General features: G+C 72.8%; 10 protein-coding genes. 3 read left to right on the top strand and 7 right to left on the bottom strand.

The window, feature by feature from the left end; translation table 11 throughout:
• Positions 1 to 83: 83 nt before the first annotated feature.
• Positions 84 to 590 (bottom strand): protein phosphatase, encoded by a 507-nt coding sequence (locus tag ACE4Q9_RS10940; RefSeq protein WP_397984048.1) that lies wholly within the window; start codon positions 588 to 590, stop codon positions 84 to 86.
• A gap of 99 nt (positions 591 to 689) precedes the next feature.
• Between ACE4Q9_RS10940 and ACE4Q9_RS10935 the strand changes: the two genes are divergently transcribed.
• Positions 690 to 1,493 (top strand): nuclease-related domain-containing protein, encoded by an 804-nt coding sequence (locus ACE4Q9_RS10935; RefSeq protein WP_397984047.1) that lies wholly within the window; start codon positions 690 to 692, stop codon positions 1,491 to 1,493.
• Here the strand turns inward: ACE4Q9_RS10935 and ligD are convergent.
• The gene (gene ligD, locus ACE4Q9_RS10930; RefSeq protein WP_397984046.1) at positions 1,490 to 2,386 is read right to left on the bottom strand and encodes a non-homologous end-joining DNA ligase; all 897 of its coding nucleotides are present in this window, start codon (positions 2,384 to 2,386) and stop codon (positions 1,490 to 1,492) included. The genes ACE4Q9_RS10935 and ligD overlap by 4 nt on opposite strands.
• A gap of 53 nt (positions 2,387 to 2,439) precedes the next feature.
• On the opposite strand from ligD, the gene ACE4Q9_RS10925 reads away from it, so the two are divergent.
• Complete coding sequence (locus ACE4Q9_RS10925) at positions 2,440 to 3,456, top strand: Ku protein (protein WP_397984045.1); 1,017 nt, start codon at positions 2,440 to 2,442, stop codon at positions 3,454 to 3,456.
• A 10-nt stretch (positions 3,457 to 3,466) separates the two neighbouring features.
• On the opposite strand, the gene ACE4Q9_RS10920 is transcribed toward ACE4Q9_RS10925, so the two are convergent.
• The 5 genes from ACE4Q9_RS10920 to ACE4Q9_RS10900 form a co-directional block, all read right to left on the bottom strand.
• On the bottom strand, positions 3,467 to 5,314 hold the full coding sequence (locus ACE4Q9_RS10920; protein WP_397984044.1) for a DUF2264 domain-containing protein: 1,848 nt from the start codon (positions 5,312 to 5,314) through the stop codon (positions 3,467 to 3,469).
• 163 nt (positions 5,315 to 5,477) lie between these two features.
• Positions 5,478 to 6,458, bottom strand: a complete 981-nt coding sequence (locus tag ACE4Q9_RS10915) for a hydroxyacid dehydrogenase (protein ID WP_397987177.1) — start codon at positions 6,456 to 6,458, stop codon at positions 5,478 to 5,480.
• A gap of 204 nt (positions 6,459 to 6,662) precedes the next feature.
• On the bottom strand, positions 6,663 to 8,315 hold the full coding sequence (locus ACE4Q9_RS10910) for a hypothetical protein (RefSeq protein WP_397984043.1): 1,653 nt from the start codon (positions 8,313 to 8,315) through the stop codon (positions 6,663 to 6,665).
• Between the two features lie 59 nt (positions 8,316 to 8,374).
• A complete protein-coding gene (locus ACE4Q9_RS10905) occupies positions 8,375 to 9,316 on the bottom strand; it encodes a carbohydrate ABC transporter permease (protein WP_397984042.1) in 942 nt (313 codons plus the stop codon).
• Positions 9,313 to 10,167 carry an ABC transporter permease gene (locus ACE4Q9_RS10900; protein WP_397987176.1) on the bottom strand — a complete coding sequence of 285 codons (855 nt, stop codon included), beginning with the start codon at positions 10,165 to 10,167 and terminating at the stop codon, positions 9,313 to 9,315. The genes ACE4Q9_RS10905 and ACE4Q9_RS10900 overlap by 4 nt, the downstream gene beginning before the upstream one ends.
• A gap of 492 nt (positions 10,168 to 10,659) precedes the next feature.
• Here ACE4Q9_RS10900 and ACE4Q9_RS10895 point away from each other — a divergent pair, with 492 nt between their 5' ends.
• Positions 10,660 to 11,757 carry a substrate-binding domain-containing protein gene (locus ACE4Q9_RS10895; RefSeq protein WP_397987175.1) on the top strand — a complete coding sequence of 366 codons (1,098 nt, stop codon included), beginning with the start codon at positions 10,660 to 10,662 and terminating at the stop codon, positions 11,755 to 11,757.
• Positions 11,758 to 12,293 lie beyond the last annotated feature (536 nt).

Here is a 12,293-nt window from a genome sequence, read left to right as displayed (position 1 = left end):
AGTAGGCCAGTATGCACATAGATTCCAAGGAAGCCCCTTTTCGTCCGTTCTGCGCCCCCGGCTGCCGGAAGCTGGGAGAGAGGCTACTCGGCCAGTTCTTCGAGGAGTCGTACGGTAGGCAGCCCCGCGCGCAGATACGCCACGAACAGCTCGTTGTGCAGCGCCCACGCCGAGCGGCGGGCCCGGATCAGCCGGACGGCCTCGTCCGCCGCCTCGCCCCGCTGGATCAGCGCGTGCGCCACCACCAGACCCGAGCGGTTGTAGCCGTGGTAGCAGCGCACCAGCACCCGGCGGCCGGCGTCCAGCGCCTCGTTCGCCGCCCGCGCCAGCCGGATCACCCCGGCGAGCTGCGTCCCGTCCAGCGGCCCGTCCGGGATCGGCCACACATGGTGCTCGACGCCCGCGTCCGGGCCGTGGCCCGGCAGCCGCAGCAGCGACTGCACCACGTCGAACTCGTCCCGTACGACGACCGTCTCCAGCCGCCCCGTACGCCCCCGGTACTGGTGCCCGCCCATCCACAGGCCGGGCACGATCTCGCTCCACGGGCTCCGTGGAGCGGGCACGTCGGGCTGCATCCCGCGGGTTCGCACCGGCGCCTCCCCAACTCCCCTGCGCAGGACCGCCCTCCACGGTAGCCGCTCTTGCCCGGTAAGCACCCGGCCTGTTCCCATGGTCGAGGGGTGATGCGCATGAGCGCACTGCGCGTGGTCCCGGCCCGCCGGCACGGCCGGGACCGGTTGTACGTCTGCCGCCCGGACGGCAGCCGGATCGCCTGGTACGACCGCGACGCCGGCCGGGTCGACCTGCTCGCCGAGGACGAACGGGAACGGGTGCTCGAAGCCCTGGGACCCTTCCTCACCGGCCCGGTCGCCGTGGGCCCGCCCCCGGTCCCCACGCCCGCCGAACTGGCCCGGCTGACCCTGCACCCGGACGACGACCTCGCGCCCAACCGGCCCGGCGAGGCGCTGCTGATCGCCCTCGACCGCGATCCGGGCACCGGGCACTGGCTGCGCCCCGACCCGCGCCGGCGCGCCCTGCTGGCCGAGCAGACCGTGGGCGCGGCCCTCGACGGCCTGGAGGGCGGCGGCTGGCACGCGCTGCACTCGCTGCCGCTGCCCGGCGGCGACCGGGTCCACCATCTGCTGATCGGCCCCGGCGGGCTGTTCGCCGTCCACGCCCTGTACGCCCGCAGGGCGCGGGTGCGGATCGCCGACCCGATGGTCGCCGTGGGGCGGCGCGCCGCCGAGCCCCTGCTGCGCCGGCTGCGGGACCGGGCCGACCGGGCCGCCTTCGCCCTGACCGCCGAGGTCCGCCCGGTCCTCGCCCTGACCGACCCTTCCGGGGTGACCCTGACCGCCGTGCCGCGGGAGGTGCGGATCCTGTCCGCCGCGGACCTGCCGGGACTGGCCCGGCTGGGCGGCGTGCTGAAACCGGCGGACGTGGAGGCACTGCACGCGATGGCACGGGACCGGCGCACCTGGGAGCAGGTCTAGCTCCGCTCGGGCAGGGGTGCGGCCCGCCGTCCGTCCAGCAGGGGTGCCAGCAGGTCGCCGTGGTCGCGCAGACGCGGTGCGATGTCCTCGGCGCGGAACTCCAGCCGCTCCGGTGAGCGGCACCCGGCGACCTCGTCCCAGGTCACGGGCGCGGAGACCAGGGGGGCACGGCGGGCGCGCAGGGTGTAGGGGGTGGCGGTGGTCTTGCGGGCCGCGTTCTGGCTCCAGTCCACGAACACCTTGCCGGGCCGCAGGCTCTTGGTCATCCGGTGCACCACGAGCCGGGGCAGCGCCCGCTCCGCCTCGACCGCGAGCGCCTTGGCGTACTCGCTGGTCCGCTCCGAGGAGGCGCCGGACACCGCGGCCAGCAGGTGCAGCCCCTTGGACCCGGCGGTCTTCGGGTACGCCTCGATCCCGTCCGCCGCGAGCCGCTCGCGCAGCCACAGGGCGACCTCGCAGCACTGCACGACCGTCGCCGGGGCACCGGGGTCGAGGTCGAACACCAGCCGGTCGGCCTCCCCCGGCGAGGGCACCTTCCACTGGTGGGTGTGGAACTCGGTGACCAGGTTCGCCGCCCACACCAGGCTCGGCAGGTCCTGTACGACGACCATCCGGGCCGGGCCCTCCGCCGAGGACCTGGGCACCTCGGCGGTCGTGACCCACTCGGGGGTACCCGGCGGCACGTTCTTGGTGAAGAACACCTGACCCTCGGGGCCGTCCGGGTAGCGCAGGAAGGACACCGCGCGGTCGCGCAGATGCGGGAGCAGGGCGTCGGCGGTGGTCGCGTAGTAGTGCACCAGCTCCGCCTTGGTGAAGCCGGTCGCCGGATACAGCACCTTCTCCAGGTTGGTCAGCGGGACCCGCCGCCCCTCCACCTCTGTGATAGGCGTCATAAGATGACAATCCCAGATGAAACGGGAGAAACGGGAAAGGGCGGGTGCGGCACGTGCGATCGATTTGGAACGGCGCCATCTCCTTCGGGCTGGTCAGCATCCCGATCAAGCTGGTCAACGCGACCGAGAGCCACGCGATCTCCTTCCGCCAGATCCACACCGAGGACAACGGCCGCATCCGCTACCGCAAGGTGTGCGAGGTGGAGGACCGCGAGGTCAGCCAGTCCGAGATCGGCAAGGCGTACGAGGACGCGGACGGCACCATCGTCCCGATCACCGACGAGGACCTGTCCCACCTGCCGATCCCGACGGCCCGCACCATCGAGATCGTCGCCTTCGTGCCGGCCGACCGGATCGACCCGCTCCAGATGGGCGCGGCGTACTACCTCGCCGCGAGCGGGGCCCCGGCCGCCAAGCCGTACACCCTCTTGCGCGAGGCCCTGAAGCGCAGCAACAAGGTCGCCATCGCCAAGTTCGCGCTGCGCGGGCGGGAACGGCTCGGGATGCTCCGGGTCGTCGACGACGCGATCGCCATGCACGCCCTGCTCTGGCCGGACGAGGTACGGGCCCCCGAGGGCGTCGCCCCGGACGTGGACGTCACCATCCGCGACAAGGAACTCGATCTCGCTGACGCCCTGATGGACACCCTCGGCGAGGTCGAGATGGCGGACCTGCACGACGAGTACCGGGAGGCGCTGGAGGAGGTCATCGCCGCGAAGGCCGCGGGCGAGGCACCCCCGCAGGCCCCGGAGCCGGCGCCCGGCGGCAAGGTCCTCGACCTCATGGCCGCCCTGGAGAACAGCGTCCGCGCCGCCCGCGAGTCCCGTGAACCCGCGGGCGAGGCCGAGGTCAGATCCCTGCCGGACCGCCGCTCCACCCCGAAGGAGACGGACGGCAAGAAGTCCACCTCCACGGCGAAGAAGACCACCGCGAAGAAGACCCCGTCGAGGAAGTCCACGTCGAAGACGGCGTCGAAGCCGGCGGAACCCGCCAAGAAGGCGACGGCGAAGAAGACGGCCGCGAAGAAGACGGCGGCGAAGAAGACGTCCGCGCGCAAACGCTCGGCCTGAGCGGCCCGGTTCAGCGGGCGCGGGGCGGGGCGTCCGCGCCTCCCTCGTCGCCGGGCGGCTGCTCCTCCAGCGCGGGCAGGGCGCGGGGGAGACCGGGCAGGGCGCGCCAGTCGAGCGGCTCCGTCAGGGGAGTGCCGCCGTCGGCGGTGGCGTGGACATCGGCGGCCAACCAGTGCTCACCCGGCGGGAGTTGGCACCTCAGCACGGGCAGTGTCGTCCGGGGCCACAGGAGATGGCTGCTGGGGTCGGGGAACATGACCTCACCGGCGCGTGCCCCGGTGAGGTCCCGTACGGCGCTCGCGAGGTCGCCGCACACCGCCCGCGCCTCCCGGCCCCCGGCCCCGGTGACGGCCCCCTCGCGGGGGAGCGCGAAGCCGCCCTCGACCGTGTGCAGCGGACGGGGGGTGACCAGGCGGTGGACGCGGACGTGCCGGCCGGGTCCGGCGGGCAGCAGCCAGGTGTCGACGGTGACATCGGGCCAGGGGTGCCAGCGGGCGCGCACCCCGTCGGCGGTCACGGAGCGGGACGCGCAGGCGATCCGGGAGCGCCAGTACAGGCCGTCCTCGCTGAGCAGCAGGGCGCTGTCCGGGGCGGCGGCCTCCGCGCCGAGCGGGCCGGTGGCGACGGCACAGCCGAAGGCCGTGGAATAGGCGAACTTGCCGTATTTGGCGGGCGCGTTGCGCACCCAGGTGTCGGCGTCGCAGGCGGCCAGCGCCGTGCTGTGCCCGCCGCCGTGCTGGAGCAGCAGACCCGCCCCCGGCTGGGCGTGCACCGCGTCCGCGGCGGGCAGCGGCTCCTCCTCGGCGGTCCAGAACGGGTGCCCGGCGGGCAGGGCGAGCGGCAGGAACGCCTTGAACGCCCAGTAGGGGGAGCCCGCCGCGTTGTACTGCTCGCTCATGAACAGGTTCGGGTAGGCGTAGCCGACCGACAGCGTGCCGTCGGCGGCGAACACCGGCTGCCGGGCCCACCAGCGCAGATTCCGCGCCCACAGCCCGCGCAGCACCCCCCAGGGCAGCGCCTGCACGCCCGCGTGGGCGAGCGCGCCCCAGAACGCGCACTGCGCGAACCGGTACGTCAGACTGCGGCCGAAGGGCAGCGCCGCGCCGTCGGCCGCGAACCAGTGCCGGAACTCCCCGGCGAACAGCGCGGCCCGCTCCCGTACCCGCGCCACGACCGCCGGGTCGGCGTCCGGGGCGAGGGCCGTGTACAGCAGCGTGTACAGGTGCAGGGCCCAAGGACCGTAGTAGTCACAAGGTTTTGCGTCCGGTCCGTCCGAATACCAGCCGCCGCCCCGGTGGAAGCTCTCCACCCGCGCCAACGCCCGCTCGACCAGACCCGGTTCAGATGCCTCCCCGACCGCCGTCAGGCCCAGCTCCGCCATCACCGGGAACAGATGCCAGTTGTTGTCGGGGACGCGCTCGGCCCCCGCCGCCGCGCGCAGCCAGGCGGCGAGCCGCGTCCGTTCCGCCCCGGAGAACGGCTCCCACAGTTCGCCGGGTGCCAGGGCCAGCGCGCACCCGAGCCCGGCCGCCTCGACCAGGCGCTGGTCCATCGCAGCGGGTTCGCCCCAGTACTCCGGGTGCGCCGGATCGGTTCCGGCGGCGACGGCCCGCCGGACGCGCTCCCAGCCGTCGTACCGCCCGCCGCCCGCCGCGAACGGGGCCAGCCCCCACAGCGGTCGTACCGTCGCCTCCAGCCGGGCGACGCGGGGTGCGTACGCGGTGCCGGGGGCGGCCAGCGCCGCGTCGTCGGGGTAGGCATCGGCGAGCGGGGCGCACAGGGCGAGCAGCGCGCGCTGCCAGTCGGCGCGGCTGGAGGAGGGATTGCCGGAGAACGGGTGCGGGCGGTTGCGGGTCATGGCTCCTCGTCCGGGAAGGTCCGGTGGCTGCGGTCGGGCCGGTGGGCACGGTCGGGCCGTGCGGCCGCGGTCGGTTCGGTGGCCGCGGGCCGACTGCCGTGTTCGCGGTCGGTCAGGTGGCCGTGGTGGTGGCCGGGTCAGTTCTTCCCTCCCCGCCGGGGGCTCAGGCCGAGCGCTCGAACTGTTCGCGGACGACCGGATGGGCGAACGGCCGTCCGTGCGCGAGGCGTTCCAGCTCGTCCAGCGCCGAGTCCGCCATCCGGTGCAGCTCACCGCCGAGCGAACCGGCGATGTGCGGGGTGAGCACCACGTTGTCCAGGTCGTACAGCGGGGAGTCGGGCGGCAGGACCTCCGGCTCGGTCACATCCAGTACGGCGTTCAGCCGGCCGCTGGTCAGCTCGCGGACCAGCGCGTCCGTGTCCACCAGCGCCCCACGGGCGGTGTTGACCAGCGTGGCGCCGTCCGGCATCAGCTTCAGCCGTCGCTCGTCGATCAGGTGCCGGGTCTCGGGCAGCGCGGGCGCGTGCAGCGAGACCACGTCGCAGCGGGCGCACAGCTCGTCAAGGCCGGCCGGCCGCACGCCGAGCGCCCGCGCTTCCGCCGCGCTCAAGTACGGGTCGTACACCAGGAGTTCCATGTCGTAGGGGGCGAGCAGCGCGATGAGGCGGCGCCCGGTGCGCGAGGCGCCGACGATGCCGACGGCCCGCCGGTAGTTGCCGGCGTCGCGGTACTCGTGCTGCCAGGACAACCGGGCGCGCACGGCCCGGTAGTGGTCGCGGGTCCGCAGCGCCCGCTTGTTGGCGAGCAGGATCATCGCCAGCGCGTACTCCGCCACCGGCAGCGCGTTGGCGTCGGCGGCGGAGGACAGGGCGATGCCCCGCTCCCAGCAGGCGTCGGTGACGAAGTCCTTCACCGAGCCCGCGGCATGCACCACCGCCCGCAGCCGGGGCGCCCCGGCGAGCACCTCGGGCCCGAGCGGAGGGCAGCCCCAGAAGGTGAACAGCACGTCCGCGCGGGCGAGTTCGGCGGCGATGCCGTCGGCGGTGAAGTCGTCGGCGACCAGCGCCGGGTCCAGGTCGGCGAGTCCGGTGAGCCGGGCCATCCGCGCCGGGTCGAGCAGCAGGGGCAGCAGATCGCGCTGCATGGCGAGCAGGACCCGTGGCCGGCGGGTCGTGGGCGGCAGGACCCGCGGGCGGCGGGCCGCGGGGGGCAGGTCGGACACAGGACTCCTCGGGTCATGGGCGTGGGGCACCGGTGGCAGACGGCGCCCCACGCGGGAGATGCGGTACGTCGGCGGGCGGCGGCCGGGCCCGGCGGGGCGGCCGGACTCACCGGAGAGCGGCGGGGCTCACCCCGCCGCCGCCTTGGCCTTGGCGAATTCCTCGGCCATCTGGTCGATGCCGTTCTGCTGCTTGATCCGGGCGACGGTGCCCTTCCAGTCGGACACCGTCGTCTTGCCGGAAACGGCGTCCTCCACCGCGGAGTTAAGCGCGGGCGAGACTCCGGCCCACTTGGCGCTGAAGGTGGCCGAGGAGAACCGGTAGGCGGCCGACGCGTCCGGCGCGCAGATCGGCAGCAGCGTCTTCTGCGAGGTGTAGAGCCGCTTGGTGAGGTCGGCGAGGCCGGGGAAGAACAGTGGCTGCGGCGCCATGTTGAAGTACTGGAACGGCAGGTTGGTGCTGTTCTCCGTCTGGCCGAGCTTGGTCGCGACGGCCGGGGCGCCGGCCTTGTCGCGGGTGAAGTGCACGCCCTCGACGCCGTACCGGGTCAGCTCGAACTCCCTGGTGCCGAACGGCGCGGCGAAGAAGTCCAGGACGCGCAGCAGCATCCTGATCCGGTCCGGGGAGGACTTCTTGACGACCGTGAACCCGAACACCGAGTCACCGCCGGGGATGTTGGGCTTGTCGCCGTAGGGATACGCGAAGTCCGGAGTGAAGCCCCGCGCCTGGGAGAAGATCTGGGCGGCGGCGCCGGTGCCGTTGGGCCAGGTGAGCCAGGTGCCGTTGAGGAACTTGGGCTGGGCGTCACCGGCGCCCAGCGTCAGCGCGTCGGGGTTGTAGATACGGCGGGAGTAGAAGCGGTGCATGTTCTCCACCGCCTGCTCGAACTCCTCGGTGTCGGCGGTGAAGCGGAAGGTCCCACCGGACTCGCCCCACCAGTTGGGGGCGCCGGCCGCACCGGCGTGGAAGGTCCAGCCGAACGCGGCCGCGCTCGAACTGCCGATGCCGTAACGGCCGTTGACGCTCAGCTTGGCCATGCCGTCGGTGAACTCCTGGACACCGACGCCCTTGCCCCAGATCCCCGCCTTCTCCAGCGTGTCGCGGTCGGCGAAGAGGGCGACCTGCGGGGCGTTGTAGCGGTAGGTCGGGACGCCGTATATCCCGCCGCCGATGCGGCCCATCAGCTGCCAGCCGCGGGTGGGCAGGGCGGCCAGGTTCGGGTACTCCTTGATCGCGTCGCCGGACAGGTACGCGCTGAGGTCGGCGCACTTCGAGCGGATGAACTCGCTGATGTGCGGCGCGCCGGTGGCCGGGATCATCAGGATGTCCGGCTGATCGCCGCCCGCCATCATGGTGGCCAGCGCGGTGGTGTAGCTGGTGCCGGTGTCGACCACGAACCGCGGCCTGAGGGTGACGCCCATCGCGTCGCCGATGGCCTTGACCATCCGGTTGGAGGAGTCGAGCTTGACGGCGGCGCCGTAGCTCAGCGCCATGCAGGAGACCGTCGAACCGTCGCCCGGCTTGCCCTTCACCGACGAAGGCAGCGGTAGCGACGGGTAGGTGAGGACCGCCGGGGCTCCGTCGGCGGGCAGTGCGGGCAGGTCGTAGTGGACCTCGGCCGGCACGTACGCGGGCCAGGCGGCCTGCTTGGTGCCCTCGTTGGAGACGGACACCGGGCCGCCACCGCCGTCGCAGGCGGCGAGCGCGGGACCGGCGGCGAGGACGGCGGCACCGGCACCGGCGGCTCTGAGCACCGAGCGGCGGGACATGTTCAGGGACATGAGGGCTCCAAGCGGACGCGTGTGTGCATGCGGATAAAGGAGCGGAACAGGAGCGGGGGTCAGGACTTGACCGCGCCGGTGAGCACGCCCTTGGTGAAGAACCGCTGGACGAAGGGGTAGACCAGCAGGACGGGAACGACCGCGAGGACGATGGTGGCCATCAGCGTGGTCTGGGAGGTGTCCTGGAGGGCGCTCGCGGTGGTGCCGTTCGCGTCCGCGGTGACCCCCTGGGTGACCAGGAGCCGCAGCAGGGTGCTGAGCGGCCAGCGGCCGGGGTCGTTGAGGTAGAACAGGGCCCGGAAGAAGTCGTTCCAGTAGGTGACGCCGTAGAAGAACCCGACCACCGCGATCACCGACTTGGACAGCGGCAGCACGATCCGACACAGGATGGTGAACTCGCCGGCGCCGTCCAGGCGGGCCGCCTCGAAGAGTTCGCCGGGCAGCCCCTGGAAGAAGCCGCGCAGCACCACCAGATTGAAGACGTCGATGACGACGGGCAGCACCAGCGAGGAGTAGTCGTCGATCAGACCGAGGTTGGAGACGACCAGGTAGGCGGGGATGATGCCGGGCGGGAAGAGGAAGGCGATCAGCGTCATCCTCAGCACCCAGCCGCCCCCGATCACGCCGGGCCGGGCCAGGGCGTAGGCCAGCAGGACGGTCGCGGCCAGCGACACCGCCGTACCGACCACGACCAGCAGCAGCGACACCACCAGGGCGCGGCCCGCGGTGGAGCCGGTGAGGATCTGGTGGAAGGCGTGCAGCGAGAACTCCCGCGGCCACAGCGTGTAGCCGCCGTCCGCGGTGACCTGGCGGCTGGAGCTGAGGCTGGTGGCCAGCACCACCCAGAAGGGCACCACCACGGCCGCCGTGATCAGCACCAGTGCCAGCACCTTGCCGGCCGTGGTGAGGGCCGTCGGCCGCTCCTGCCAGACCGGGCGGCCGGCCTTCGTGCGGCTGTCCTTCGTGCGGCTGGCCGCCCCCGCCCCGGTGACCGCGCTCATCGGTAGACCCCTTGCTCGCCGAGCCGGTGGGCGACCTTGTTCGCGGCGACCACCAGGACCAGGGCGACGACGCCCTTGAACAGTCCCGCGGCCGCGGCGACGGACCAGTCGCCGTTGACGGTGGCGTGGTAGTAGACGTACGTGTCGATCACTTCGGAGACCCGCTGCCCGAACGCGTCGCGCTGGAGCAGCACCTGGTCGAAGCCGACGCTGAAGACGGAACCGAGCCGCATGATCAGCACGAGCACCACGACCGGCCGGATTCCGGGCAGGGTGACGTGCCAGAAGCGGCGCCAGGGACCGGCGCCGTCCATGGCCGCCGACTCGTAGAGCTGCTCGTCCACCTGGAAGAGGGCGGCGGTGAAGATCACCGTGCCCCAGCCGCAGTCCTTCCAGACCAGCTCGGCGATCATCATCGGCTGGAACAGCGCCGGCTCGGTGAACAGGTTCACCAGATGGCTGCCGCCGCCGGACAGCAGGTTGGTCAGCATGCCGGTGGGGCCCACCATCTGCTGGATCAGGGCGATGGCCACGACCCAGGAGACGAAGTGCGGCAGGAACACCACCGACTGCACGAACTTGCGTACCGGCCCGTTGAGCACGCTGTGCAGCAGCAGCGCCACCGCGAGCGGCACCGGGATGAAGAACACCAGCTGGAGCAGGGCGAGGCTCACCGTGTGTCCCACGGCCCGCCAGAACCCCGGATCGCCGAACAGCGCCCGGAAGTTGGAGAACCCGGCCCACGGGCTGTGGCTCATCCCGAGGAACGGGATGTAGTGCTGGAAGGCGATCACGTTCATGGCGAGGGCGCCGTACTGGAAGACCAGGAAGTACAGCACGCCCGGCACCATCATGAGCAGCGGCACCCGGTCCCGCCGCACCCGCCGCCACCACGGCACCGCGTGCCGGGCGACCGGTGCGGTGGGCGTTTCGGGAGGTACGTGCTGTCGCTCGGCCGGTGTACTGCCGGGCCGCTGGCCGACCAGGGACACAGGGGCCTCCTTCCGGGGGAGAGGTGGGACATCGAGGACGCCGCCGGACACGACGGGACGCCGCTAAGACCCCGGCCGTCCGGTGCGGCTTCAGCATCCGGTCGGGTCCGTAACCCGTCAATGAGGTCGTACGTACCTGGAACTATCCGGAACCGTCCGGAGCATTCCGATACCCCGCTCCCTCCCCGTCCGCCCCTTATCCCTCCTTTCGATCACCCGCCGCCCGGCCGCCTGCGCACCCTCCACGGGCCGCCGGGGGCTGCCCAACGTCCGCCAGGCGCGCTAGGTTTCTTCCGTTCCCAACAGTTCGGAACCTCTTCCATGCCAGCGCCAAGGGAAATGTGACGCGTGATGCTCTCTCCGGACCGGCACGACCTGCTCCTCGCCCATCTGCGGGAACACGGCTCGGCACGGATCATCGACCTCGTGGGCCTGCTGGGGGTCTCCGACGTCACGGTGCGACGCGATGTCGAGGCCCTGGAACGCGAGGGCCTGGTACGGCGGTTCCACGGTGGCGTCGCCCTGGACCGCAGAGCCACGACCCTCGGCCATGGGCCCGAACCCACCTCCAGTGCGCTGCGGTTGGGCCTGCTGCTGCCCAACGGCCCCTACTTCCGGGAGGTTCTGGAGGGAGCCCGCGAGGCGGCGTCGGAGCTGAACGCCGAACTCACCCTCGCCTTCTCCGACTACCAGCCCGAGCAGGACCTGGTGGCCGTCCGCCGCCACCTGGACGACGGCGTCGACGGCCTCCTGCTGGCCCCGCCGACCCTGGAGAACTCCCGCCACACCCGCTTCGAGGAGCGCCTGCGCGAGCTGAAGCTCCCGGTGGTCCTGGTGGAACGCGAACTGCGCTCCACCACACTGGTCGACCGCCTGGACCACGTGGTCACCGACCACCAGGCCGGCGCCCGCCTCGCGGTGGAGCACCTGGCCCGCCTCGGGCACCGCCGGATCGCCCTCATGGTCAAGGACCTGGGCCCCACGGCCCCCGCCGTCCGCCTCGGCTACACCCACGCCCTGCGCGCCCTGGGCCTCGACCAGGACACCCCCGTCCACCTGGTCCCGCAGCGCGAGACCTCCCCGCACACCGAGCAGCGCGTCGACGAGGTCCTCGACGACCTGTGCGCCCACGGCGCCACCGCCGTCCTCGCCCACGGCGACGCCGAGGCCATCGTCCTGCTCCAACTGGCCGCCCAGCGCGGCATCCGCGTGCCCCAGGACCTCGCGATCATCTCCTACGACGACGAGGTCGCCGCCCTGGCCAGCGTCCCCCTGACCGCCGTCGCCCCACCGAAACGCGCCCTGGGCCGCAAGGGCATCGAACTCCTCGCCTCCCGCCTCCGCTCCGACCGCCCCCTGCCCGTCCACCACCTGACCCTGCAACCCTCCCTGGCCATCCGCGCCTCGTGCGGCACAGGAGCGGGCGGCCGGGGACGCAGGAGGCACTGAACGGGGGGCCGGCGGGCCACGCCGTACGACGCTGCCGCCGGCCCTCCGGGGCGGTTCCCGGCCGTGACTCACCGGCCACGGGTTCCCGAACGCGCCTGCCGGGCCGCACCCCGCCTCCCCGGTCCACACCCGCCCCACCCGTCCCGTCCGGCGAACGCCCTGTGCCGAACACTCACGCCACCGGCCCTGGCTGAGCGCGCCGCCGCCCCCGTCCGAGGAGCGGCCGGACGCCGGTCGGGCACGTGCGAGCCCTGCCGCTCGCCGCCGGCAGCACCGAGAACCGGCCACGGCGGGGCCTGCCGCACCCGTCCCGGCCGGGCCGCGCGCGCACGCGCGTGACCTTGCTCATCGCCCTTTGCATATGGAGTGCCCTGCGGGCAAGATGGATTAGATTTCGGCCGGTCCGCGCTGCCCGACCGTACGTGTCGGCGGCGCGCGCCGGAGAGATGCGCAGGTGCGCGGCATCGGCCGTGCGGGCTGAGCGGGGGCGGACATGAAACGTAGCAGTGCGGAAGACGACCGGGCGCACTGTCCGG

The organism is Streptomyces sp. AM6-12 (genome assembly GCF_044327085.1).
Classification (GTDB): Bacteria; Actinomycetota; Actinomycetes; order Streptomycetales; family Streptomycetaceae; genus Streptomyces.
Note: the sequence above shows the minus strand (reverse complement) of the source record. Positions and strands in the feature narration are given on the sequence as shown.